A 25,259-nucleotide genomic window follows, 5' to 3' on the forward strand; every position below is an offset into this window, starting at 1 on the left:
CTATGAGTTTTCTGTTGGGCACATGGCTAGGTCTGACAGGATTACACCAGATCTCAGCTTGTCAGAAATTGACAGCCCGGATCGACCCCTTCATGCATTTCATACCAATTTGGACCTTTTTCGGGCCATACCCGGGAACAACAGATGCTGAAATTGTGACACGCACTTTCGATAAAAACGGTGATGTGACTCCCTGGAAGCATTTGCAAATTTTTGAACCAAGGAGACCCCTCCACTTTTTAATGCATCGGAACAGGCGACTCGAAAAAACTGTTTTTGACTGTTCGGCTCATATACATTCAATGTTGCGTAACGATATTCCAACCAGCATGATTATAGCGTCTCCTTCCTATATTGCACTTCTCAGTGTGGTACTCGCTCTAGTGCCCCTTCCTTCTGATACAGAAAAAATTCAGTTTATGATTTTGGAAAGTAGTGGGTTAGGGATCAACCAAGCTGGTGCTGTCCCTAAGTTTACGTCAGCAATGCACGATGTTTTGCAAGGAGGTTCAAGTGAATGAAATCCCAATGTATGGAGATGTCGTATCTAGTTTCTATGATCTGCTTTATCCGCCTATAGACGTGCCTCAAGTTGTTGAGTACGTTCAACAAATACACCCAAATGGCTGTAAAATTGTTGATTTTGGGGTGGGTACCGGTCGTACAGCGATCCCCTTAGCTCTCGTCGGCAACGACGTCCTTGGTATCGATATTTCTCAGCGCATGATCGATACTCTTCATGACAAAGACCCAGAGTCAAGCGTACGTACCGAAGTTAAAAGTTTCGTTGAAGCAACCGGTGACGAGAGTTTCGATCTCTGCATGATTATGAATAACACATTCTTTATGGTCATGAAGGAGGAAGAGCGCGGACAGACATTACACTCTGCTTCGAGTTTTCTGAAGTCTGGAGGATATTTGATCATTGAGAACTACGCGGCTCACCATTACTTACGTGCCGACAACACACTCTTCACAACAACACCCTTAGGGAAAGGGGACCTGGTTCTTCTGGACCAAATCGAGGTTGATCCAATCGAGCAGCGCCTCGTCGCACTCCGTTCAATTGTCGGACATGGAAATGTGTCTACTTTTGTCGAAGTGTCGCGATTCTCTTTACCACAAGATGTTGACGGCCTGGCTGCTCAAGCAGGTTTTAAATTGGTAGCTCGAATGAAAGACTGGGAAGGTGGGGAAGTCGATGTTACTGCTAGATCGCATATATCAGTATATGAGAAATGCACAGATTAGAAGCTTAGCTCTATTTGGTGAATCGTTTAACTTCTGTTCCTACTGGTTGTCTGATTGTAAATGTGGGGATTCAGCATCTAATTTTAAAAAAGCCTCATACTGTTGAGTTACCTAATTAACGCAGATACTCAGTCGACTTGCTATATACAAAAGATAATTTTTGGAGGATTTTGGTGATAAGGAAGCACTTCCCCCGTTGGCTCCACCGTTTTCTTGGCACACCTGGCACAGCACATTTAAGCCAATTCAACGATATCCTTGAACTTGCGCGAGCACTACAATCAGAGGTCTCAGGCATCCCCGACAATGAGCTTGATGGGTTCGCGACCAACGTATTGGGTCAGAACAGTGCGATTGCTAGCCGACAGAATTTAGCCAAAATTTTAGCGGTTGCACGTGAGGCGTGTATACGTGGGTTAGGGGTAGAGCCCTACGATGAGCAGGTCCTTGGGGCTTGTGCTTTGATTCACGGCTATGTTGTTGAAATGGATACAGGTGAGGGCAAAACAATTGTCGGCGCATTAGCTGCTGCTGCTCTTGGTGCTTCTGGGCGCCGTGTGCATGTTTTGTCAGTAAATGATTACCTAGCAGAACGCGATGCCGCTTGGATGGGTCCAATTTATGAACTATTGGGAATCAAAGTAGCTTGGGTTGGACAGCGTACGTCTGTGGACGGCCGGAAGCAGGCTTACACGGCAGATGTCGTCTACGCGCCGGTAAGCGAGGTTGGTTATGATGTGCTCAGAGACGGCTTCGCGCACGATTTATCTGAACAGGTTGGGCCTACTTTCGACGTAGGCATTGTCGACGAAGCCGACGCAGTGATGATAGATGAAGCCGTCTCTCCATTAGTACTTGCAGGCGAGGGGGACCACATAGGTGATGATTTCTATAACGCTACTTCGCTTGTAGAACTACTGTCACCAGAGGAGCATTACACGGTGGATGCTGATCTCAGCGCGGTTTCCCTCACGGAAGCCGGCGTTGATTTGCTTGAGGATCAGTTGGGTGGTGTCAACCTATATGTTACTGAAAATATCGATATGCTCACCCGAATCAATCTCGCACTGTATGCACGCACACTTGTCCACCGCGATATCGACTATCTGGTAGAGCATGGCTCCATTCGACTGATTAACACTTCCCGGGGTCGGATAGCGCATATGCATCGATGGCCTGATGGACTGCATGCGGCGATCGAGGCTAAGGAGCGATTAGAGGTCACGAAACCAGGTGTAGTGTTGGACTCTATAACGATTCAAGACCTTCTGTTGCGATACAGTTTGCTGGCCGGTATGAGCGGGACTGTGCTTGCGGTAGCTGACGAACTTCAAGAGTTCTACAGTGCTGAAAGTGGACGTATTGAGCCACATAAAAACAAAATTCGTATTGATGAACCCATAAGAGTGTTCTCTACTCATGCCAAAAAAGAAGCCGGCATCCTACAAGAGATCACAAAAAGACACTCACAGGGTCAACCGGTTCTGGTTGGCACCCAGAGCGTCGCTGAGTCGGAACATTTAGCCAGCATGTTAGATGCTGAAGGGGTGTCTGCCAAAGTATTGAACGCGCGCAACTCCGCGGAAGAAGCAGAGATAATATCATTTGCTGGCCAATACAGTACAGTGACCATTTCAACGCAAATGTCTGGCAGAGGTACTGATATTAAACTTGGCGGACCCGATGAAAGTGATAGAAATCGGATAGTAGAGCTAGGTGGGCTTGTAGTAATTTCCACCTCGATGTATCCATCTCGCAGACTAGATGCTCAATTACTTGGACGATCAGGTCGACAAGGTGACCCTGGTACTACAATACGCTTCATTTCCCTGGAAGATGAGCTAATAAAAGCTCATATTCCTGGTTTCATGAAGAGGAAGCTCCAGTACCGAGGAAGAAAAGTCTCTGGGCGGGAGTTAAGCGAGATGGTGGTGTCTTCCCAGAAGATTGCCGAAGCACTTCGCTTGGAAAGGCATCGCTCAACATGGCAGTACACCAGAGCAATATCTATTCAACGCCAAGCGGTTATTGGCACTCGTAAAGACATACTTTTTGGCGCTGAAGAGATGGCCCAACAGGTGCTGCAAACTATTCCTGGACAGGCAGAGAACTTGATCTCGAAGCTAGGGTGGCGAGGGTACAACGCGCTTGTCCGAACCGTTGGACTTCATGCCATAGACGAGGCATGGACCACTCATCTTGCATTCCTCAACGACGTGAGAGAAGGCATAAATTTGAGGGTCCTCGCTGGGCAAGACCCTGTGCAAGAGTTTCATCTTATTGCGCTGCGTGAGTTTGATGTTTTTTTTGAGAGTGTGCATAAAGTTGTTTGCGAGATGGTGGCAAGTTACGATGTTGATGATCCTACAGGCATTGTCGAACAACTCGGTCTTCGTCGGCCTTCAGCTACCTGGACCTATATGGTGCCAGAAAACCCGCTGGGTACTTCTGGAGATCGCGCGGCACGGAATGTACAACGTATTGCTCGTCAATTATTTAAAAAAGATTAGGCTCTTATGATGTCAGAACCATCAAGCCACATTGCACCCTCATAGTTGTGCCAAGTCAGTGAAGAAAAGCCCGATTCGGTTAATGCAGGTCTGAGTTCGATAAATGAGTCTCATGATTCGCCAAAAAATTCGAGTGGTAAGTGTAAAATATCAAGTTTCTAAATTGTTGACTATCTGAACATGGTTGTACGATTATTCACAGCAGAGGTCAAATACGAGTCTCATAAGAGGCTTTCATCCTTGGTCGGGCTCATCCCTAAGGTCTCGTAGTGAGAACGAATTCTTTTCACGTTGTCGAGCACCAAGTGCACTTCCACCACTTACGTCTAGGACAGCCCCTGTAGTTCTATCGGCTTGATCGGACAGCAAAAATGAAATCGCCTCCGCGACAGTCTCCGGTGATGAAACCCCTCCTAGAACCGAGTAGTTGGACATATGGGTTCGGATAGTAGGACTTTTGAATGCCTGATGACCATTGTCCGTGAACCCAGGCATAACAGCGTTGATTCGGATACCTTTCCCTGCCAGAGCTTGTGCCGCGTTTTTCGTAAAAGATTCAATAGTAGCTTTAGTCATCGCATAAACTATATCTCCGGGGCTTGAAAAGTGTGCTGCCGCGGACGAAATGTTGACTATACTGCCCCCTGGCGCCATCAATTTAGCTATGCCTTGAGAAATGAATAATGGTGCTCTTGAATTAACAGCAAAGTATCGGTCGAACTCGCTTACCGTAGCCTCTTCGAACGACGGACCCAATAGAAGAGCTGCGTTGTTGACCAGCGCCGTTAGTGATGAATTGGGTAGTACGTCAAGAACGTCGGCTACACCGCATAAGAGTGAGTTAATACCCTCCTCTGTTGCGAGGTCAGCTGTGACGAGCCAGCAAAGTCTGCCTTTTTGTTCTATTTGCTCTTGGAGTTCTTGAGACCGAAGTAGGTCACTGTGATAGTGAGCGATGATGTCGTACCCTTCATCACAGAGTTTGATGGCTGTAGCACGGCCGATTCCTCCTGAAGCACCTGTGATTACTGCAATTCGTCTATTTGATATGCTCATTTAGCTTCCCCTGTGACTCCGGAGGTTCCAGCCTTACAAGAGCTGATGAGTACATTAATACTTTGGAGAATCTTCTCAAATCGTTCAGGTGCAGTGTCCCAGGAGTTGGACACTGAGAGAATATCCTTCATACCGATTCCTGCAGCAACTATAACCCATGTAATAGAATTGAGATCCAAGTCGACTCGAATCATGCCTAGATCTTGTGCACGGCTGAGCTGTGAGCTAACGAACCCTTCCCATGTTCGAAAAGGGTCCATTCGACGGTCTGGAAAATAATTGCGGGACTCGGATGCGATACGCACCCCGGCCCTAACAACGATGTCTTTTGAAAGGTTTTCACCAACCATTCGAAAGGCTTCAGCTAGTTGCTCTAGTGGACTTAGCCTCATCCCTAAAACTCGCTGTTGTACATTGCTCATGCTTGAGCGTTCGTGTTCCAGTATCGACGAACCAATTTCGTGCATGTCACGGAACTGTCTATAAATAAGTTCCTCAGGTACCTTGGCATCTTTTGCGACATCGGCAATCTTAACCGAAGAGTAGGGTACCTTGGCGAGCCGAGCGGCTGCGACCCGCAGCAAGACTGTAAAATCAGAATCGCAGTCAATTGACTTAGGAGCATACTTTGAAATGCTGGCCACGACAGTAGTGTTGTCGGGTTTGATACTTTGTTTTCTTTTCACCATCGCGTTGAAGCCTCTTCATAAGCAAGTGTAGCTTGCGCTGAAGCTCCTGATGAAGCTGAAGACTCAACCTTGACATCGTGAATTCGTTTGCCGTCAATTTTCCAAACTTGATCACGTAAAATTTTCGTTTCAGCTTTAAAATTTACGGGGAGTGGAGCGGAGGGCTTGTCTATACGGATTTTCATCGTACGCATCCAGAGAGCACCCGCCTCAGAGCGGGACGTACCAGCATATGAGTAAACCAAAACTTGTGTGAGCTGGCCCATCGTTACAAGGTAGTCGATAACCGTCACAGAAGGCCATCGCAATGCCTCAATTCCGGGAGCGGAAAACGTAGCATTATTCGCTCTTAGGTCATGTTCGCTTCTAAGTATGCCGTGCTCTGAATTGAGACTTTGTACAAGAGAGTTACCCTCGGTGGTCTGGAAAAGATGACTGTAAACTGTTTCAGGACCTCTAGGTAGGCTGCATAATCTCGACCCTGAATTATCTTTTACTAAAGTAATCCCAACACGAATATTACCTACCTGGGCCTTAGAAACTAATGAACCCTTGTCATACTTGAAAGACAGCCTAATCGGCACAGCTTCTAATCTTAACCAAGGTCTCGAACCAGCTGTCAAGTCGATACAGCTCACTCGATAAAGGCTGAGTGCATTCAGTTCTTCGACTGATGAAATGTTTTCTAACAACTTTAGGGACAAAATCACAGCATCAACAGAACTCAAGTGTGGCACTGAGCACTCTTCGTCTCTATGTCTAGCCGACCACCTAGGTGGATAAACAACTTCGCAAACTGCTTCTGCCAAACCTGAGTGCGCTTTTATAACAGAATGCAGGGAGTAGAGAACAGACTGGTAACCTTGCGCGAAATATCGGTCTTCAGCTGGCCCGAGAAATTCTTTTATTTGAAGTGGTTTGTCTGTCATTTGGTCACAGTCATCCACAGTAGCCTCCCCAGCATTACATTACAGACTATCGGGTATATCAGCCTACTTCTTTTCGTATGAAAAGTAACCGATTGTGGTAAAATTACAGAGTGGTAAGTAACAGAAGTGGAAGGCCATTAAGCGGTGGCATTACAGAAGCAATCATTCATGCTGGCGAACGGATCATGGCGGATGAAGGATTCTCTGCACTAAAAGTAGATGGTCTCGTGACCGAAGTTGGTACTACACGTCCTACATTTTATCGCCGCTTCACCAGCGTGGCGCACCTCGCGTTAGAAATAATCAAAAAAAAATTTGGGATCGGGACACCAGTAGATACCGGTTCACTTTATCAAGATCTTCTTACCTTGCAACGTGAGGAGATCGCAATGTTTTCAGACCCTATCCTGGGTAAGAACTTCCCTGGCCTACTCGAAGCGATACGTAATGACCCATGCCTCGGCTCGCTTTATGAGACTCAGTTCATCAGGCCTCGGAGAGAAAATATAGCAAGAATAATGAATGCAGCGGATGAGCGAAATGAGATCGATGCAGATGCCGTTGATATTGACTTCATTTGTGATTTATTGCTCGGTCCGGTCCTTGCTAGGGCATTCATCCCAGTTGGTGCTCCTTTGAACGACAAACTTGCTCAACAAACTGTTGAAACAGTTCTGACTCTTATCGGCATTAAAGCACACCCCTGAGCTTCCCTCTGATACCGAAGCTATAGGCTTGAATATTGCTCACGGTCACCAACATAGACTAGATCGCTGATCATGGCCTTGGCGAACCATTCCCGAATATACTCACCAAATACAGCTCTTTCACGAATAAGCTGTTCCACTCCATGGTCCCAGCATCAGCTGCTTGATATTCGACAGGAGCGTCTTTCTAGACAAAAAACGCTGATGTCCATAGCGCTGAATTTCGGAGCCCAGAATCTCATAAATCCGCCGGAAAACAACTTATCGAGGCGCTTGGCAACTGACACTTTGCCTACAGTGTTGCGGCCTGTGAGTCTTGCTCCGGATACTAGCTCTGTATGACTCAACCACTATCTTCAGCTCAGCAAGCACAGCAGAACAACCGCACCAACGATGGCAAGTATGCCACTAAGACCCATTCCGAAGCAGACGTCGGACTTGACTTGAGCCGTCCCTATTTTGAGCCTCACGAGCTGGCTGGCAAACAATTCCTTGATGACCTGCCCTCTCGCCTCCAGTGGCCACAAGAACGTATCCGCACCCACGAACGTCAAGCTGACCCATCGTTTCTCGTGGATGCTGGATTACCATCAGAGACAGCGATTCGCTCTGTAGAATTTCGTCTCAGTGACGACCCTGATGATGGCATGGCAGTAGTGCGCCAGTTCACGCTAGCCAAAGACCTTGCAGCAGAGCACAGTATGTCGGCGTTCAGCCAGGGAGTTATCCTGCATCAGCGCAATAGCACACCAAACCTGGTATCAAAGCGCAACGATGCGTCACCGCTGAGCTTTCACGAAGCACGCAGCCACCTACAACAATTCCTAGGTCGCCCATCAGATCAGCAGCAGTCCGCGGCCTTTTTCAGCGACATGCAAGACCAACTGCACTGGCCAGCACATCTGACTACCACTGATCAAAACACCCTGCTGACCGAAGACGAACACGGTAATGCGGTGGAAAAGACCATCCGCTGTGCTGAATTCACTGAGGGCGGCAACGATGAGTACAGCGATCACATCTATGTAGAACAAGTTGTCGAAGAAACCGAGCACGGTGATGGCGCATCAGTTCACGTGCAGCACTCGGTCAGCATCCGAGATGCAGAGGGTGACTTTCATGAAGAAGATATTTTTAACTCAGATGGTTTTGACCCTGAACAAGCGCGCCGTCTCCGGGACCACGTAGAAGAACTCATGACTGACCGTTCAAACGACGCCGAGGGGAATTCGGTGTTTTACCAGTGACCGCAGCCCCGCTTCCAGATGGCGCTACGCCGCTGCTACTACGGCCCGATGACCGCTCAGAGCACAACAGGACAGCAGCCATTCCTCAGGGTGTCATGACCGCTGCCGGGTGGTCGTGGCGTTTGCTGATTATCATAGGCTGCGCCGCGGTGTTGGTCTGGCTGCTGTCCTACATCTGGATTCTGGTGGTCCCCTTGTTCATCGCCGCCATGATGTCTACACTGCTATCGCCGGGACACCAGTTTCTACACAGCAAGTTCAGAATACCGTCCATCCTCTCGGCGCTGTTGGTCACTGTGACGTTAGTGGCCGGTGTCATCGGGCTGGCAGTGCTGACTGGCCAACAGTTGGCCTCTGGCTTTTCCTCCATGAGATCATCTATAGAGGCTGGCGTGGACCGCCTTCTGGGCTTGCTTGTGGAGTGGGGGATGCCAGCCGGAGCTGCCACCCATGAAGAGTTGATGCAAAGTCTGGGTGCTGCAATGCAGACTCACTCTGGAACCATCGTCACAGGGGCTATCGGCTTTGGTTCAGGAGCTGCCAACATCATTGCCGGGGTAGCCACCACACTGTTTGCCACCATCTTCTTTTTGAAAGACGGCCCAAAGATATGGCAATTCCTCTTGCGGTTTGTACCATCGGGATATCGTCGCCCTGTGTACGGAGCGGGGCACGCCGGGTGGAGATCACTCGGCGCGTATACCAGAGTGCAAATCCTGGTGGCGTTCATCGATGCTGTTGGCATCGGACTGGGGGCCTGGCTTCTGGATGTTCCTTTAGCACTACCATTAGGTGTACTGGTTTTTCTCGGGTCATTCATCCCGATTGTTGGCGCGGTACTCACTGGGGCGATAGCCGTGCTGCTGGCTTTGGTGGCCAACGGATGGGGTATCGCCTTGGCTATGCTTGCAGTCGTCCTGGTCGTCCAACAGGTGGAATCCAACGTCATGCAGCCTCTGGTGATGGGCAGGGCGGTCAATCTGCATCCGCTGGCAGTATTCCTCGCCGTGGCCGCCGGTGTGGCTGTGGGTGGCTTTGTGGGCGCCATCTTTGCAGTCCCGCTGATGGCATTCGCCAACGAATTCGTGCGTCACCTGACCGCCAAAGTAGCGCCGGGCACTGCTGATACATGGCCTATACAAACCAAGCCCCAGTATCCGTCCGCTTGATGACTGTTGATCAAGCCTTTGCTGAGCGACAAGCCATTCTCGACCAAAGCGGTGATGAGCAACGCTTCCGGCAGCGCGCTGAACAAGTGCTAGCAAAGTCGAAGCGTCAGCAGAAAAAGGACGCCCAATTACCCGGTAGACCCCCGAGAAATCCCCCGGATTTATCCGTGGGGAGGAAGTCAAGAGGTGGAGGTGACCTTGCGCAAGACCAACTGAAGCTAGTACAGCCGGTACATGATGAAGGGAAAAGCCCTGATCCAACGTCACTGGCTCGGCACTGATCGCTGCGTGGCGTCGAGGATTCTGGTGTCCCTTTCGGCTAGCCTGGTGCCGGACACTGACAGAGTATGACCAAGACCATGAAGCCAAAATACAGGATTATTGAACCCGAACTCGGTGAGACCACCGACATTTACCGTGATGGCGGTCGCTTGGTCAAGCCCAAAAACGAAGATGCCCACAAGCTTGTCGACGTGGGCTGTCCACCGCATTATGTCGTCACTTCATTTGATGACGAAGTTGCAGTGGAGGTCTGGACAACCCAGCACTACACCGGCACAGCTGCCGTTTTTGAAGCCTCACAAACCCAAGAAGCTTACAATTACGCGCAGTTAATCGCCCATGCTGAAAACGTCATATTCGACCCAGCAAAATCCGCACGCATCACTGTGCTCGACTAACTTCTGTCAGGAGAATCCGCTTATGTCAGCTCACCCAGATCGTATTGCCTGGCTTGACACCGAAACCACCGGCCTTGATGAAACAAACGGACACTTGCTAGAGATTGCTATCATCATCACGGATAACGAGCTCAACGAAATCGCAGAACCGTTCTCCCAAATCGTTCGACCAGCCACCGCCCAGTGGAAGACTGTTATGAACGATTTTGTGACCGATATGCACACTGTCAATGGCCTTATTGCAGCCATTGATGACGGTGAAGGCGCTCCACTGGTCCAAGTTGAATTCGATGCGGTGAACTACATTCACTGTCACTGCGGCACCGAATTCAAACCCATGCTGGCCGGTAACTCCATCACTTTTGACCGAGTGTGGACGGCTCATCACACCCCAGCCCTGCTAGCAGCACTGCACTATCGCAGCATCGACGTCACCAGCCTGGATCAGTTCGTCACCCGATCCACCAGCTTGGAAAGTCTGAATCCAGATGACACCATGCCCTCTGACCACCGTGCAGTCTCTGACTTGCGACGCTCTATCGCCGTGGCCAAACACATTCGCCAAGGCATCAACGGTGCATTAGCACCACAGGCCGGCTAATCTAGTGGCGGAGCTACGCGGATAGCGGTCTCCGTTTTCGAGGGTAAGCACGACACAAGCGCCAGGCAGGCACCGATGATCTGCCTGGCGCTTGTGTATGCCGGACACTGACCGGCTATGACCATCATTGCATTTGAACAAGTCCGCCCCGGTGACACCATCGGGTATTTCCACAAGCAACCTGGTGTCAAAGGTCGATACTGGAAGAACCGCCTGGTTGATCAGGTGCACGAGACCCATTTGATCCTTGCGAACCGAACCAAGGTCTACCCGGAAAACGTCGTTGGTGACATCAAACGTCTGGACCCACCTATTCCCTGGGCTGTCGAGGACCGTGAGGGCGACACGCTGCATGTCAGCCATAGTGCGAACACCGTCACGCTCACCATCCCGGGCTACGGGGCGATGCCATTTGATATCGAAGATATTGAGGTGCTGATTGCCGCACTGCAACACGCTAAGACTGACGCTGAAGTCGACGGGGTTGAGTTTGAGCAGTGCGGAACCCCAGCAGTTGGCACCGCACCAGGTAGATCAACCATCGGCATGGGATAAGGCTATGCGTTTCAAATCAGCGGTGCGAGGGCGTCTGAGCAAAGTCTTTCAAGGTCGGGGCATTTAGGATTAGCACCAAACACATCCAGCCACATGATGTCCTCTGTGGCTTTGTTGTTTCTAGAGTGCAACACCTGGGGACACCAGTCTCCAGGTGTTGCACTGCCGGACACTGTAGTGATATACAGTGCACATCAGTTGGGGTGGGGTGGAGCTAAAGCCCCTCACAGGACTGCATGAAAACGGAGTCATTCAGGGTGGATATTGCAGAATTCATGGACATCCATGCCATGACAACAACGAAGTTTCTGATCATCGCTGGGTTAGGGCTGGTGCTCAGTATTAGCATCACTTTTCTCAACGTCGCAAAGCCAGTCGGCGTATCAGAAGAGGATATTGAAAAATATGGGGAAGATGCAGACCGAAGAGCTCAGGGGAGGATTCTATATCGTCGGCTGCTCATAATCTTTGGCCTTGTGCTGTTTTGTGTTGGGATGATTGGCGCCATGGCTCATCTCATCGGTGGCATTCAGGAATCTTATGGCGACGAGACCGCAAGGAACACGCTATTTGTCATTGCAATTGTTTCAGCTGCTATTTTCATGCCACTTGTATCGATCATGCGAAAATAGCCTCAACAGGCCGATGCCATCATGCACATGTATATTGTTTTGACACATCAGTTGAACGTGTAAAAAATGCACAAGTTTTTATACATGTCCAGAGCCTACACGTCTGCCGGACACTGCATGGCTATGACACATTCAGACAGCACATCGCAGAACACAACGTTCAATCACTTTGACCCACTTGCCGGCCTCCGTGACATCATCGCCCTGCGCTCAGCACTGCGTCCCGAGGCTACCGATACCTGGTTTGAAGTCTTCTCACCATGGATCAATGCCGTCTGCCGCAAGGCACGCTTAGCCATCAGTGAGCAGCCCGGCAGTGTTGATGCCAAAACGATTGATCACATCACCCGGAAAATGATCATCAAAATCGTTACAGATTGCCAGAATCACCCTGAAAAAGCGGAATACATCGGCTCATTTGAACATGCAGTTTTAGAACAGGTGCGGTTGGAGTGCTCAAATACGAACCAGTCCCATAGCGTCACCGCCAACACACCACCCCCACCAGTCGCCCGAGGCAGTGCACTCGATGATATTCGACGCGAACTTGCCGTGAAGATTGGCCGAGCCCCCACCCGAGCAGAGATTGTAGCCGCATGGAATGAAAGTAAATCGCAACGTACATAGCCCTGCCGGACACAGTAGCAACAGAACATCGTCAACACGTTTTAGGAGTGTTTCATGCCATCGCTCATTATGCACATTGAAGATCGTGATGCCCAGGACCTCTTGCATCAGGCAACTGATAAGGGATCAGAGGGCATCGGCAAAGTGCCACTGTTCCATGTCGATGACCGTGGTCAGATGGATGGTGTTCCAAAACCTGCGGTGATGCGACTGCACGATGAAATCGACGCCAGCAACATGGCTATGGAGACCGTCAACCAAGTCGCTACAGCACACCTCTACGCAGAGGGGCGCAAAGGGCTTGAACCGCTAAAAGACGTCGTAGAAGACATCGATGAGGCCAGATATGTGGTCATCACGCAGCAGTTGGTCGTCGATCTCGACAATGACGACCACACCGATGAAGTCCAAGACCTGATCGACCAGATTCTTTCGTTTCCTCGACTAAAAAAGCTTGAAGAACAACGTGCTGCACTCGATGAGGAAATCGAACAGCAGCGGGAGCTGAACATGGAAGCACACAACTCATAGCCCTGCCGGACACGCTGATAGTAGAACGCAAAAACTCACCACCCACAGGGGAGCCAACATGGGATCACCACACTTCTCCGTCCAAGCGGCCATGCGTATTGGCGAAAATATCGTAGCAAGGGGCTCTGACACCCTGCCCCTGGACTACAGCGTGACCGCTGGACTGACTCGTAGAGAGATTCGGGATGAGCTTGGCTTCATGGTCGTCTACGCAGGTCTTGACGATTCGTTCATCGAAGTCGATGCCACAGAAAATGCAGAAAACGTTAAAGTGGACTCTTTGGAATTCATTGCCCCCTGGCGCCCACCAAAACGTGGCGAGGCATGGCCGCTGAATGTTCTCGTGCACCTTGATCACAGGAACGTGTCAGAGCCAGCCACTCTCAGCATGGCGCAGGCGATAGATCAAATTAAGCAACAGGTCAGTGAAGACTTCGCCAAGCAGGATGATTATCGCCTAGGGGTCATCTTTATCGTTGTTCAATACGACCGCTGGCGTGGCAAAAGAAACTACCGCCGCCAGGAGATTTTTAACGAAATGGCCGAACTCCAACAGCAGATGGATGCCCTGTACGAAGACTTGGAACGCCAGCCATAGGTCGTGCCGGACACAGTCTGGGTAGAGCACACAACGACCCCCGCATAGAGAGTTCCAACAAATGGATTATGAGATACCAACAACCGAACCTCGACTTCGTGCACGGCGCAACCCCAAAGCTTTGCGATCATGGCTGCACGACGAAGCAGCGCAACAGCAGGTAGAAGACATTGCACGGCTACTTATCGGCGACCTCACACGACTGATCAAGCAGCACGCCAATGAACTGGCAGCAGGTCAGCCTGGCTTGTCGATGACAGTTGCCACCGAAGTGCCAGAATCCTTGATCGCGACACGCATCGCAAAGGCTATCGAAAACGAGGCAAAGCGACAGGTAGAGCAGGTGGCATCTGCGGCCAGAGCAGAATACTGGGCATGGTCAGCCATCGCAGAAGCAACGGGGCTGCAACCTACCACCGACCCACGATTCCTCTATCCAGGTATCGAAGACCCCTATCAACCAGGGGGCGCCAATCACTAGACGCCTCAATGCCGGACACATTGAAGGCATGAGAAAAATACCCTGCCCCGAGGCCGACGAACTGCTTGGCGGTCACACCCAATGGTGTATCGAAACCACTTTGACCGACGCATACGGAGTGTACGGCGACCCACGAGTCGAAACCACCTGGGGCCGCGACAATCAACGTCTCCAGACCGTCCGACACCCCCACTACGGACAAGACGCCCCCGGCCTGGAAGGTGACCGGGAACCGTGTGAGCACTATTTCTGGGAGGTTTAAGAAGATGCCGATAACTAATGGTGATCGGGCGGCAAGTGCACTGCAAGCTATCAAAGCCAGTGTCGCCGATATGGAGCGCAACAGTGGTGATAACTCAGCCTATTCTGCAGATGTGCGAGATATGGCTGCCACCATCAGACATATCATCGAGCACGAATGTGGCCAAGAGGACCCCTGAGATCAACGATGGCACCTGGTGTTTTGCCGAACATTGCCGATACCGTCACTGGCGCAGCGGAGGTATGCCAACCCACCAGCGCGGTGAGCACTGCCCAGAACGTCGCCAACCTGGGACACCGGATTCATAAGCAAAGTTTATGTCGTGCCGGACACAGCCTGAGTAGACCATAAAACGACCTCCGCATAGAGAGTTCAAACAGATGCAAGCAGAAGAATTTTATCCCCCATACAGGACCAGCTTTGACGGTATCGGCAAGATCATCGAACAGGCGTACCACGGCTATGATGACTCCACCCCAATCATGGTGCAGCCCGATAGCAGCGGTCAGGTCAAGGACATCGCCAACACGACCGTTATGCAGTTGCTCGGCGACATCAGCTACGACCATTACACAACCAGTCCAAGCCCCGCAATTCGCACCACCACCGTCAACCTCTACGGTGAACGCAAAGGTGTGCTCAACGGCACCGAAAACCCAGACAATGCCCACTACATGGTGGTCACCGCCTCCGCGGTTATCAACTTAGACATGCTTGGCGCAAAACATGAGCAAATCTTCAAGGATGTCTACCAAATCATAGGCACCAAGGCCGACCAACGAGATGCCGAACGCCAGCGCCAGACCAAACTGGACCGTCGCGCCAAGCTCCAAGCCGAACTCGACGCTTTAGACGAAGACCTCGGATTGGAAGAGTGAGCGTGCCGGACACTGTCTAAGCAGAACACAAGTTCAACATTGTCCGAGCAGTAGATGGCACACCCGCTGTTCGGTACAGGCGCCAGATAGTGCAGTTACCGTCTGGTGCCAGGGTCAGGCTGATGCGGTGGTCAACCGTTTCTCAATCGGAAAGGACTCCATGACGCGGCCAAGGGTTTCAACCTATTGCCTTTGTGCACGCCGAGAGCACCCTGCCACCGCATCGGCCAACATGATGTGAACAAGCCGCAACAGTGAAGGACTTCATGGCAGCACACGACTACCGCGATCACAGCGCCACCCAGTCGGCACGACTTGATGCTCAAATGGAAATGTCGCGCCGCGGCATCAAAGGTGCCAGCACAACCGTTCTGCCGGCACACCATCAGGGCGCAGTCCACGACGTTGACTATCACGAAGTCCGAGCGATCTTAGACCTGGCATCCAACGGCTCCTTCAGCCCGTATGCTCACGACAACCCCTCTTATCGCACGGTCACGGTCAACTCGTATGCCACAACCGACGACGCGACGCTTGACCCCACCGATGACGCCGAACAAGCCGAATACATGGTCGTCACCGTCCAAGCCGTCATCGACGTGAACCGCCTCGATGCAGCCGAAGGTGTCCTGCAAGGCCCCGTTGAACGGCTGCTGAAAAAACAAAACCGGCAGCAGGATCAGCCCGACGAAATCCGTGAAGACTATCGATCCGAAGTCGAAAAGCAACAAGAAAAGATCGCCCGAGACATCGGCGCGGTCGCATTGTAATTCCATATAGTTTTCTTGCCGAGAAGCCTGTGTTTCCGCGACTCGGTGAGGATCGGTGCACGCCGGTGAGCTGGTGAGTCAAGCCGGTATATTCTCCCGGTAAGGGCTCCATGAAGCTGAACGCTTGTTTTGATAAGTTTCGAGCGCTCAGTGGAGAGTTACCTGCAAGCCAGCAAACCTGTGCACCACCCCATACCCCGCTCAGCTTACTATTCACCCCAAACACATAACCGGGACGACGCTGAGCGGGGCATTTACTTGCACAAAACACTGGTGTCCCCTCGAATACCCTCTGCCGGACACTGACTGTATAGGCAACCTTTTGAGCGGTTCTGCCGGCGTATTTCGGCAAAAACAATGCCGGACACAGTGAAGATACAGGGCAACGCGACCTTGCATTTCAACGCAGACCCATCAACTTGAAACAACGATAGGACAGCACACATGTCAGTGATCGAGTACAACCAGACTGAGAACTCAGCAGGACAGAAAACCCTTGTCGTCACCGCAAAACGACAGCACCTTATTTTTGGACCAGCCCATCCCGGTCAAGCCCAAGCCCTCGATGCGATCAAGCATTGGGTCAACGGCGAGACAGATGCAGACGAAGCTATCGGCATCATCGATGAAGTCCACTCACCAGCCAAAATCATTAACACCGCATTACGCGAAGTCTCCCCGCGGTTTGCCTACTTCAATGGCAGGCTGCGCTTTGACGGCGACGTGGTAGACAAAACTATCACCCGTCTGATGTTGGATCGTCTGAAATCCGGAGATAACGACTGGCGATCCCTTGCACACTTCATGCTCAAACTGGCAAACAACCCGTCTGCTGATTCCCGTCGTGCACTGTACCGCTGGATTTCAGACCGACATCTCACACTCACCCAGGATGGCCTGATCGTTGGCTACAAGGGCGTTACCGTTGAGGGCACTTCTGGGCACAGCGGGAAGGGTATTATTCACTCCCAAGGCGCTGATGGTCTGATCGACACCCAGTTCATCGAGCACGACCGACTACCCAACGCCCCAGGTACATGGGTGGAGTTCCCACGTGCTGAAATTGACCCAGACCCAAATAACGGGTGCTCCGTTGGTCTGCACGTTGGTACCAAAGCCTATGCTGAAAACTACCTTAGCCGCCTACTCACTGTGCTGGTAGACCCATCGGCAGTTGTCATGGTGCCAAAAGACTGTGACGGCCAGAAGATGCGCGTGCACCAGTATTACATCACCGACATCGAGCCAGCCAAAGCGGAAAAAGAGCACACACTGCAAGCTCACACCGCGTTCGATCTTGATGATGACGAAGACTATTTTTACGACGAAGATGATGACGATTTCTTTGACGAAGATGACTACGACAACGTGGATGGCGAATTTCGCCAGTGGTACGGATGAGCATCATGAACCCGACCGAGCGCCCAGTGCAGCCGAAGCTCCCGCCATTGACCACCCGTCGTGAAAAGCGCAACGCTGAGTACGTCAAAGCAGTGCGAACCGGCGAACTCGATGTAGTACCGCAACGTCGTAGCGGAAAACGTGCACAGCCACTGTCACCGCCCACGTCACGTCGGGCACAGTCACCCGGTGTAGAGCCATCACCGCAGCCAGCCACACGATCTCAGAACGCTGTTGAGCCAGCCGCGGGTACACGTCTCGCTACGTCCCGGCGTGCCAAGCGCGGTGCTGCGAAAGCCAAGATGAACCTGATGGATAAGGCGCTGATCGGCGTGGTGGCGATGGTCGGGCTGCTGATGCTGTTCATGGGAATCGTCGGCATCGTGGCCTCATTTCAAGGTGCTCATGCTGATGTGATTAGCCTGTTTACCGGCAGCATCACAGCGTTAGCAGGGGCTAGTTGGACGGCAGTGGCACCGTTCAAAGTCATCGAGACAACCGAATAACCCAACGCTCACATAATGCACCTATGGCATCGGTGGTGGTGATCCCATCGTCGGTGCCATAGGCGTTTTTGCCATAAAAATTCGATCCCCGATGGGTGCCGGACACAGTGAAGATAGACCCCACAGAGTGAAGATCGAAAAGGAAAACATTATGAGCATCGCAGATCAGACCATCAACACGACCACTTTGCAAGCAGAAGCCCCGCCAGTAGCTGACGGACTGCACGCAGTTACCGCAGAAGTCTTATCAGGCCTCTACCGCCACATCGACGAAGCAGTAATCCGCGAATATGCAGCCAACGGCGTTGATGCGACCAAACAGTCTGGCTCCGATGCGCATGTAGAGGTCACGCTGCCAGACGCTTTTGAGCACAACCTAATCATCCAAGATTTCGGTACCGGCATGAGCCCTGAACAGGCCAAAGTGCGCTGGGCATCGTATGGAAATTCCTCAAAAAATGACGACCCTGACTTTATCGGTGCCATCGGCGCTGGTGCAAAATCTGGGTTCGCTGCCTCCACCATGATTCTGCTGGAAACAACCCAGAACGGTATCACCACCTCGTTCAACTACACCTGGTTTGAAGGGGTTGGCCCACAAGTTGTCGGCGAGAATGTCGAAGAGACCGGAAAGCCGAACGGCACGACCGTCACCATCCCGGTAGACCCACAGCGTGACTGGGAGACCGCAGCACAACGCGCACTGCTATATATGGGTTCTCGCGTCAGAGTCAATGGTGAAGTCGTTGTAGACCCACGAGGCGACAATCCTGCCGTGATGCACCGGATGGGTTATGACGAAACTAGTCTGATGAAATCCAGCCGAGTGGTCATGGCTGGTGCAAACTTCCGTGTCCCAGAGACCGTACTGTCGGTCGTCTCCGATGTTATTCTTCCGGCACGTGCCAGCCTTGGCAATATGGTCATCGAGGTACCAAACAAATCGTTGACATTCACCCCGAGCCGTGAGGACATCAAAGACACCTCGGCCAACGCACAGCGTCTACGCGAAATCATCACCGAAAACTACGCTGAGCCAATCAACGCACAGCACTTGTCCACCAGCCCATGGCAGACCTACCGCAACGTGCGCATCGGTGACGAAGGTGGGCTATCGGTGGATTACATCACCAAAGAAATCCGTGAACACATCGATCTTGTTGAGGAAATCCTAGACGACGTGAAGGAAACCTACGGCCTGGTCGGTGTCACCTACAGCTACGGTGGCCGCAGCACATGGTCGGGCGAACAGCGTGAACAACCGCGCGGAAGAAGTTACTACGGAATCTCTCGCGAGACGATCACCCGCGGTATCCAAGCTGAGCAAATCGGCGCAGATCATATGCTGTTTGTGTACTCCCCAGAGGGAAACATTCACCGCAGCCCGAAAGTTCGCACATGGATCATGGATCAAAAGCCACACAATTACATGGTGATCACGGTTGCCGACGAAGACCTGTTTGATAAAATCGAAGCTGTCGGCTTTGCCACGATGCAGGATGAAGAACTCCGCAAATACAAGCCAAAAAACTACATCCCACCAGCCAAGAGTACCGCGGTTCGCTATGTGGCATACAACCTGTATGAACGGCGGTCATATCACACGCGAGATCAGAAACTCAGCCCAGCAGACATCGCAGAACACTACGATGCGATGTACGTTGTGGCCTACGGTCGGCACCTGCCAACTTCACGGTTCCTGACCTTTGAGCAAAACTGCGAACTGTTGCAAAACCACTTTGGACAGCAGCGCATTGCTGTTGTCGAGATGAGTCCACAGTCATCTAAAGAACTTGCGGTCAAGCGTATCGGGCTACCAGAGGTCGATGTGGACAGCGTGATCGGTGAGTTCAACGAAACAGCCACCTCCACGCTGCCAGAAAAGTACGCACGAAAGATTGTGATGCTCAGCGAGCTAGAGCGTTTTGGCATGTACTCACGAAAAGTTGAGGACTTGCAAGAGGCAGTGAAGGTCAAAGGCGACGACGACTACGGCTACAGAGCCTCCAGAGTTCAGACGATCATGGAGCTGTTAGAACTCACTGACACTGTTGTAGAACTCACCGGCCTCGAAGAACCGGCCACTATTACTGAGCTACGGGCAGTCGCCGATGAACTCACCGAGGAGAACTGGATTGATGACATGCTGGACTCCCTGGCTCAGCACGATCACACATTGACCGTTGAACAGCGTCTTGCGATGGCTATTGATGAACTCACCAAGAGCCGTCGTGAACGCATTGTCAGCCCAGAGGCTTCCCAAACATTCTTCCGGATTGATAACTCGCACCGCAGTACAGATGAGAAATTGCAGATGGTTTCCGGCATGGTCGTATCCCAGGCATACCACCAACTGCTCGGTGACGAAGAAGAGAACACGCAGCGCACGGCATAGTCCGAACTGCATTCACCGCCCGGTGGCCATTATGGTCATCGGGCGTTTTGCTGTCCAAAAGTATCGTGGGCGAAACTGGTGTCCCCTGGATGTTCTGGAGAACAGGTGTGCCGGACACGGTGGGTAGGACAGCACCTAGAACCCCAGGAGCACACTATGTCGTCCAGCATGACGTTTCTCATCGCCCTCGCCGGATCGCTGATCATGTCGGTGATCGTGACGCTAACCATCTCTGCTGCCACTCGACCTGATGAAACAAGCTACGGCACCTCGATGACCCCTGGAGTCAAAGGACTGCTGATCGTTTTGGCGATCATCATGGCGGCCATCATCGGTGCAGCACTGGCATTGGTATTGGTGCCACATGTCGTCGGATCGGCGTAGCCGCACACCATCTGCCCGGACACTTGCTGTGCATGACACAGCAGATGAGTTCAGCAGCGGCACAACGCCTGGAAAACGCACGACAGATTGACGGCAAGTTCGGCCATCAACATCACTCGGAAGCCTCTGGGGTAGCCCTGAGTCCCACCGACAATAGGCGTCTGAATAGGCGGCTCGACGTAAGACAGTACGGTGACCGTGTGAGGTCGGCGCACTTGGACGGCCACGGTGAGCAGCCCGAACTATCAGTCGCCTTTCGCCGCGACATGCTGGCAACCGTCCCGTCCGACTATGCGGCACTCTACCGCCATGATCCCGTAGACATACAGCAGTACCTTGGCGACCGCCAGGATGTCATTGAAGAGGCAATGGGCCAGTATTACGGTGGCGAGGCTAAGCAGCTCGATGCAGTAGGTTCCAGTGTCACATACGAGATCGTCAAAGCACTCGATGAACCAATCACCGATGACGAGGCATACGAGATCATCGACCAGGAGTTCGAGCCACACAACGACCACGCCGACGACGATTTGAATAATCACATTGCCCAGGCGCTGCAAGCCCATGACCTGAAGAAGCTACCGAATCCCGAAACGGTTGATGAGCAGAAGCAACAGCAGTTTGCCGACCATGCGATTCGGGCCTTGTACGACGACGCACAGATGACCTATGACGACGAAGGTGCTCACGATGAAAAAGTGCATCTGGCCGTCGATGACGAAATGAAACTTCGTGCAGCGTTGCACAGTGTCTATGCAGATAATGCCGGTGACCTAGAGGCGTGGAGCAACCATTCACAGCGCGACCCGGCATCCGAGGCGTATTTGGCAGCGGCGGGTCACGCCGAAGACCTGGAGTCCACCACCAGCAATCTGAACACCCGAGTGATTGGCCGGCGGCTGGAACGATCATTCGTTGCAGAGATGCCCAAGCTAGACACCACTCACGGTCGGCTGGAAATCGAAGACGACGGGGTCATACATATCCACCCGCAAGTGTTTGAGGACTTTGCAGCTCGACGGGATCAGCGAATTGCCCAGGAGGCAGCAGAATAATCGTCACTATGCACGCCCTCGGATCGGTCATCGGTTCGGGGGCATTCTGCTGTACTGGTGTCCCCTGGGATACTGGCCACCGGACACTACCGGTGCATGACGACACCACTGACTTCAGCCCAGCAAGCTCAACAGTCCAACCGCACCAACGATGGCAAGTACACCACCAAAAACCACTCCGAAGCCGATGTAAGCCTCGGCCTATCAGCTGCCCAAAAGCCCACCTTTGACCAGCTTCGAGACACCCCGACCGATGATGACATTCGGCTCAGTTACGATGATGCTCACCGCGAACTTCCGTTCTACGCATCAAATTGGCGAGAGGTCATGGGGGAGAAACGACGCACAAAAGGCAACATGGCAACCTACAGCGCGCGGCTCGATGAGATGGTGGACCAGGACCCCAAGGCCAGCGCGAGGCGGCAGCGCACAGCCCAGGATGCGGCTCGACTGAACTCCTGGGGACGAGCGTATCAGCAGGATGTTCCCATCGACCCTGTTGCCGAGGCAAAGTTTGAAGAAATCTGGGACTCGCAACTATGGGATGACGAAGGCTATCTGAATCATGTCAACGGATACGGCAAAGAATTACTGGAGCACCGGCTAGAGGAATACCAGGGATATCGTCGCGGTCTAGAAAACGGCACCGTGAAGCCACGAGAAATGATCAAGGGTGCAAGTATGCGAAGTGCTGTGGAATATGTCGATCACAACATCCAGCAACATCAAGAAGCGCTGGCAACCCGAGGCCGGTCATTTCGCATGAATGCCTATGCGGTTGAGCACATGCTGAAACAACGGAGAAAAGACTAAAATTCTTGGTGCCGTTTCGAGTCCATATGCTACGCGAATTGTCGGATCGAAGCACGTATTCGGTCGAGGTCGGGGCCGTCGATGTCAACATGAGCCGACACAACACGGCCTCGCGGAAGCATCTCAACATAGGTCAGACCGTCAACCCTGATCAACGCGGCGACTGGCTGGCCGTTTCGCGTGACCACGGTACGTTGGCCGGTCTGCTGTGCATGGCGCATGACGGTGCCGAGGTTGGCCCGGAGATCGGTGATGGAAATCTGCTGCGAATTGTTAGCCATGGGTTCACCGTGTCCGGCAGACAGCTAAGCTACCATTGGTATCCCCTAAGAATGGTGGCACCTGACACTATCTCGGCACGACGAGACCAATGGTCTCCTCTCAGCAAGCCTAGAAGAATAATTGCAACAACGATGGTAAGTGCCTCATCAAGACGCATTCCGAAGCTGATGTGATCAGTGCAGTCGCACGGTCAGATATTTACCTCTATCGGATAAGAACACAAGGAGGTCGCCCTGTGTCACAGTGGTTTCGATCTGCTCTTATTGAGATAACTCCAAGCCACCTGCTTGTTCTCTCCGCTCCCGCTTCGACCCGATCAGGCTCAGGAAAACGGTGCAGGGCGTTAACCGATCTATCCCGATCCATCGCCGGTAGAAGTGGAGCAGATGCGAACACCTCCTGCTTTTCTATTTATTCACCTGCCGATGGGATGGTGGCGAAGATATCGGGTTTTCAGGATCAAAAGAGGCGGCCTAGAGGTCGGGGATGTCTTCGAGCCCCAGTGTGTTTATGGCTGCCTCAACAGTATCTGGGTGAAGGCAAAGAATATCCTGTACGGGTACCATGCTGATGGCTTCGTCGGGTGATGTTTCATCAGTGCATCCTGCAACTGACAACGCCGCGATTACGCCCATCACAGTAATCACAATACGGTGGACCTTCAACAGACGCTCCTTGGAGAAACAGCGTCTTTCAGCGTTCCGGTCACTGTTGTCTAGGTTGCGATATTTCAAGGAGCGATGTAATTGTGATAGCTTCCACGGACTTGGGGACGCCAGTTTTAGTGTAGTTCAGAATATATGAATCGGTACGCAGATATATTTATGAAATTTTTTCAATCGTTAGCCTGTTTAGGGTGGTTACGGGTAGATTTCATTGGTAGTTTATGATGAGGAGAACGCAGGCTATCCCCGAAATTATGGTGATTTCATGACCGTTGTCAATTCTGGTGACCAAAAGGTGCTTGACGCCCAGGTGTGGGTCAATCAAACCTATGGAGCTTTTGCTGGCTATGAGCCGACACCTGAGAATGGACGCACCGGTTGGCCCGTTATGAGATCGTTGATCCTCGGGTTGCAGATAGAGCTTGGTATAACGAATATCGTCCCCACATTTGGTCCTTCTACAGAGGATCGCGTTAGATCACTTGGAGCGATCAATCCAGGGTGGGATGCTAATGGAGATATAGTCCGCATCATTCAGTTCGCCTTATTCTGCAAAGGATACTGGGGCGGTAATACTTATGGCACCTGGGACACTGGGACGACATCAAGCCTTGTGGCTTTAAGAACCAACATGGGGCTCCCAGATGGCATTTCTGGACCTAATGCAATTCTTTTACCTCCCGAAGTGTTCAAATGCTTATTGAACATGGACGCCTATACAGTCATATCCGGGGGCACTGATAAAATCCGGTCTATTCAGCGCTGGCTGAATGGTGGTTACTGGTCTCGCCCCGCTTTCGATATTGGGCCATGCGATGGTATATACTCCCGATCCGTTCAACAGTCCCTTATGGTTGCCTTGCAGTATGAGTTAGGCATTGCAGCCCCAAATGGAAATTTTGGCCCTGCCCTATCTGCCAGACTGAGGTGAGACACCCGGACTGATGGTTAGATGGCTGGGGCACTGACTAAAGGAGCACCCAGTATGACCTTGACAACGACGACCAATGATCGATCCGATACGGCCCAGCAACCGCCGATTGCTTCGCTGCCTGTGAGCGTGGAACAGGATACTCCGCCTCGTGCTGGTCGGGCGGCCCGCAGGACTTTTACCAATGAGTTTAAACGCGCGGTGGTCGAAGAGTATGATGCGGCCCCGAAGGGCACCAAAGGAGCGGTGTTGCGTCGGGAGCGGCTGTATGATTCTCATGTGAATGAGTGGCGTGCCGCGATTGAAGCGGGCACACTGGGAACTATGAAAAAGAAATCTGGTTCGCGGCAGCGCTCTGCTGAGCAGCAACGGATCGCTGCCTTGGAGAAGCAAGTTGCCAAGTTAGAGTCAGAATCCACGCGGAAGGATCAGGTCATCGCTGACCGTGAAGCCGCTCTAGAGGTTTTGGGAAAAGGTGTGTCGTTTTTGGAAGCACTCTCCAAGAAACAGACCCCGTGACCCGGGCCCAGTGGCGCACCTGGCAAGCCCACACCGTGGATCTGCTGGCTGCACTGGTGGGTATCGTGATGGCTTGTGCGCTGGTGGGCCGATCCAGGGCCACCCATCACCGGCACGCCAACCCGAAACCGCGGA

Annotated in this window: 31 protein-coding genes; 26 read left to right on the plus strand and 5 right to left on the minus strand. The window is 52.1% G+C overall.

Going from position 1 to position 25,259, the window contains the following annotated elements; genetic code table 11:
• The first annotated feature begins 2 nt into the window (after window positions 1-2).
• From ACYVJT_RS08045 to secA2, 3 genes are all read left to right on the plus strand, one after another.
• Window positions 3-521: a hypothetical protein gene (locus ACYVJT_RS08045; RefSeq protein WP_343956408.1), complete on the plus strand. Its 519-nt coding sequence runs from the start codon at window positions 3-5 to the stop codon at window positions 519-521.
• Entirely contained in the window at window positions 514-1,251 is a 738-nt protein-coding gene (locus ACYVJT_RS08050) for a class I SAM-dependent methyltransferase (RefSeq protein ID WP_343956406.1), read from the plus strand. Before ACYVJT_RS08045 ends, ACYVJT_RS08050 begins: the two co-directional genes overlap by 8 nt.
• 137 nt (window positions 1,252-1,388) lie before the next feature.
• A complete protein-coding gene (gene secA2 / locus ACYVJT_RS08055; RefSeq protein WP_343956405.1) occupies window positions 1,389-3,761 on the plus strand; it encodes an accessory Sec system translocase SecA2 in 2,373 nt (790 codons plus the stop codon).
• A gap of 234 nt (window positions 3,762-3,995) precedes the next feature.
• Here the strand turns inward: secA2 and ACYVJT_RS08060 are convergent, their stop codons facing one another.
• The 3 genes from ACYVJT_RS08060 to ACYVJT_RS08070 are packed head-to-tail and all read right to left on the minus strand — an operon-like array spanning window position 3,996 to window position 6,435.
• Window positions 3,996-4,817, minus strand: a complete 822-nt coding sequence (locus ACYVJT_RS08060) for an SDR family NAD(P)-dependent oxidoreductase (RefSeq protein ID WP_343956404.1) — start codon at window positions 4,815-4,817, stop codon at window positions 3,996-3,998.
• Window positions 4,814-5,506, minus strand: a complete 693-nt coding sequence (locus ACYVJT_RS08065) for a TetR/AcrR family transcriptional regulator (RefSeq protein WP_343956403.1) — start codon at window positions 5,504-5,506, stop codon at window positions 4,814-4,816. Before ACYVJT_RS08065 ends, ACYVJT_RS08060 begins: the two co-directional genes overlap by 4 nt.
• The gene (locus ACYVJT_RS08070; RefSeq protein ID WP_343956402.1) at window positions 5,500-6,435 is read right to left on the minus strand and encodes an AvrD family protein; all 936 of its coding nucleotides are present in this window, start codon (window positions 6,433-6,435) and stop codon (window positions 5,500-5,502) included. The genes ACYVJT_RS08065 and ACYVJT_RS08070 overlap by 7 nt, the downstream gene beginning before the upstream one ends.
• Before the next feature lie 110 nt (window positions 6,436-6,545).
• Between ACYVJT_RS08070 and ACYVJT_RS08075 the strand changes: the two genes are divergently transcribed.
• The 21 genes from ACYVJT_RS08075 to ACYVJT_RS08175 all read left to right on the plus strand — a co-directional run bounded on the left by ACYVJT_RS08075 (window position 6,546) and on the right by ACYVJT_RS08175 (window position 22,727).
• Window positions 6,546-7,142, plus strand: coding sequence for a TetR/AcrR family transcriptional regulator (locus ACYVJT_RS08075; protein ID WP_343956401.1), 597 nt, complete (start codon window positions 6,546-6,548; stop codon window positions 7,140-7,142).
• Between the two features lie 338 nt (window positions 7,143-7,480).
• Window positions 7,481-8,389 (plus strand): hypothetical protein, encoded by a 909-nt coding sequence (locus ACYVJT_RS08080; RefSeq protein WP_343956400.1) that lies wholly within the window; start codon window positions 7,481-7,483, stop codon window positions 8,387-8,389.
• Entirely contained in the window at window positions 8,386-9,558 is a 1,173-nt protein-coding gene (locus ACYVJT_RS08085; RefSeq protein WP_343956399.1) for an AI-2E family transporter, read from the plus strand. The genes ACYVJT_RS08080 and ACYVJT_RS08085 overlap by 4 nt, the downstream gene beginning before the upstream one ends.
• A gap of 347 nt (window positions 9,559-9,905) precedes the next feature.
• Window positions 9,906-10,238 carry a hypothetical protein gene (locus ACYVJT_RS08090; protein WP_343956398.1) on the plus strand — a complete coding sequence of 111 codons (333 nt, stop codon included), beginning with the start codon at window positions 9,906-9,908 and terminating at the stop codon, window positions 10,236-10,238.
• Between the two features lie 22 nt (window positions 10,239-10,260).
• Window positions 10,261-10,839 (plus strand): oligoribonuclease, encoded by a 579-nt coding sequence (gene orn, locus ACYVJT_RS08095; protein ID WP_343956397.1) that lies wholly within the window; start codon window positions 10,261-10,263, stop codon window positions 10,837-10,839.
• A gap of 117 nt (window positions 10,840-10,956) precedes the next feature.
• Window positions 10,957-11,394: a hypothetical protein gene (locus ACYVJT_RS08100; RefSeq protein WP_343956396.1), complete on the plus strand. Its 438-nt coding sequence runs from the start codon at window positions 10,957-10,959 to the stop codon at window positions 11,392-11,394.
• A 257-nt stretch (window positions 11,395-11,651) separates the two neighbouring features.
• Entirely contained in the window at window positions 11,652-12,026 is a 375-nt protein-coding gene (locus ACYVJT_RS08105; protein ID WP_343956395.1) for a hypothetical protein, read from the plus strand.
• A gap of 123 nt (window positions 12,027-12,149) precedes the next feature.
• The gene (locus ACYVJT_RS08110; RefSeq protein ID WP_343956394.1) at window positions 12,150-12,653 is read left to right on the plus strand and encodes a hypothetical protein; all 504 of its coding nucleotides are present in this window, start codon (window positions 12,150-12,152) and stop codon (window positions 12,651-12,653) included.
• A 54-nt stretch (window positions 12,654-12,707) separates the two neighbouring features.
• Window positions 12,708-13,184, plus strand: a complete 477-nt coding sequence (locus ACYVJT_RS08115; RefSeq protein WP_343956393.1) for a hypothetical protein — start codon at window positions 12,708-12,710, stop codon at window positions 13,182-13,184.
• 58 nt (window positions 13,185-13,242) lie between these two features.
• Window positions 13,243-13,782 (plus strand): hypothetical protein, encoded by a 540-nt coding sequence (locus ACYVJT_RS08120; protein ID WP_343956392.1) that lies wholly within the window; start codon window positions 13,243-13,245, stop codon window positions 13,780-13,782.
• 61 nt (window positions 13,783-13,843) lie between these two features.
• Window positions 13,844-14,263, plus strand: a complete 420-nt coding sequence (locus ACYVJT_RS08125) for a hypothetical protein (RefSeq protein ID WP_343956391.1) — start codon at window positions 13,844-13,846, stop codon at window positions 14,261-14,263.
• Between the two features lie 28 nt (window positions 14,264-14,291).
• On the plus strand, window positions 14,292-14,525 hold the full coding sequence (locus ACYVJT_RS08130) for a hypothetical protein (RefSeq protein WP_343956390.1): 234 nt from the start codon (window positions 14,292-14,294) through the stop codon (window positions 14,523-14,525).
• Window positions 14,526-14,529: 4 nt separating this feature from the next.
• Window positions 14,530-14,703, plus strand: coding sequence for a hypothetical protein (locus ACYVJT_RS08135; protein WP_343956389.1), 174 nt, complete (start codon window positions 14,530-14,532; stop codon window positions 14,701-14,703).
• 202 nt (window positions 14,704-14,905) lie between these two features.
• Window positions 14,906-15,403: a hypothetical protein gene (locus tag ACYVJT_RS08140; RefSeq protein WP_343956388.1), complete on the plus strand. Its 498-nt coding sequence runs from the start codon at window positions 14,906-14,908 to the stop codon at window positions 15,401-15,403.
• Between the two features lie 266 nt (window positions 15,404-15,669).
• Window positions 15,670-16,173: a hypothetical protein gene (locus ACYVJT_RS08145; RefSeq protein WP_343956387.1), complete on the plus strand. Its 504-nt coding sequence runs from the start codon at window positions 15,670-15,672 to the stop codon at window positions 16,171-16,173.
• A gap of 444 nt (window positions 16,174-16,617) precedes the next feature.
• Complete coding sequence (locus tag ACYVJT_RS08150) at window positions 16,618-17,574, plus strand: hypothetical protein (protein ID WP_343956386.1); 957 nt, start codon at window positions 16,618-16,620, stop codon at window positions 17,572-17,574.
• A gap of 5 nt (window positions 17,575-17,579) precedes the next feature.
• Entirely contained in the window at window positions 17,580-18,080 is a 501-nt protein-coding gene (locus ACYVJT_RS08155; protein ID WP_343956385.1) for a hypothetical protein, read from the plus strand.
• 151 nt (window positions 18,081-18,231) lie between these two features.
• Window positions 18,232-20,475, plus strand: coding sequence for an ATP-binding protein (locus tag ACYVJT_RS08160; RefSeq protein WP_343956384.1), 2,244 nt, complete (start codon window positions 18,232-18,234; stop codon window positions 20,473-20,475).
• A gap of 156 nt (window positions 20,476-20,631) precedes the next feature.
• Complete coding sequence (locus tag ACYVJT_RS08165) at window positions 20,632-20,859, plus strand: hypothetical protein (RefSeq protein WP_343956383.1); 228 nt, start codon at window positions 20,632-20,634, stop codon at window positions 20,857-20,859.
• A 32-nt stretch (window positions 20,860-20,891) separates the two neighbouring features.
• A complete protein-coding gene (locus ACYVJT_RS08170) occupies window positions 20,892-21,914 on the plus strand; it encodes a hypothetical protein (protein WP_343956382.1) in 1,023 nt (340 codons plus the stop codon).
• Between the two features lie 96 nt (window positions 21,915-22,010).
• On the plus strand, window positions 22,011-22,727 hold the full coding sequence (locus tag ACYVJT_RS08175; RefSeq protein ID WP_343956381.1) for a hypothetical protein: 717 nt from the start codon (window positions 22,011-22,013) through the stop codon (window positions 22,725-22,727).
• A 29-nt stretch (window positions 22,728-22,756) separates the two neighbouring features.
• Here ACYVJT_RS08175 and ACYVJT_RS08180 read toward each other — a convergent pair whose 3' ends face one another.
• Together ACYVJT_RS08180 and ACYVJT_RS08185 are read right to left on the minus strand one after the other, a co-directional pair.
• On the minus strand, window positions 22,757-23,008 hold the full coding sequence (locus ACYVJT_RS08180; RefSeq protein ID WP_343956380.1) for a type II toxin-antitoxin system Phd/YefM family antitoxin: 252 nt from the start codon (window positions 23,006-23,008) through the stop codon (window positions 22,757-22,759).
• Between the two features lie 474 nt (window positions 23,009-23,482).
• Complete coding sequence (locus ACYVJT_RS08185; RefSeq protein ID WP_343956379.1) at window positions 23,483-23,674, minus strand: hypothetical protein; 192 nt, start codon at window positions 23,672-23,674, stop codon at window positions 23,483-23,485.
• A 265-nt stretch (window positions 23,675-23,939) separates the two neighbouring features.
• Here ACYVJT_RS08185 and ACYVJT_RS08190 point away from each other — a divergent pair, with 265 nt between their 5' ends.
• The gene (locus ACYVJT_RS08190) at window positions 23,940-24,605 is read left to right on the plus strand and encodes a peptidoglycan-binding domain-containing protein (protein WP_343956378.1); all 666 of its coding nucleotides are present in this window, start codon (window positions 23,940-23,942) and stop codon (window positions 24,603-24,605) included.
• 54 nt (window positions 24,606-24,659) lie between these two features.
• Complete coding sequence (locus ACYVJT_RS08195) at window positions 24,660-25,124, plus strand: transposase (protein WP_499418290.1); 465 nt, start codon at window positions 24,660-24,662, stop codon at window positions 25,122-25,124.
• Window positions 25,125-25,259 lie beyond the last annotated feature (135 nt).

Source organism: Yaniella soli, from assembly GCF_054782375.1.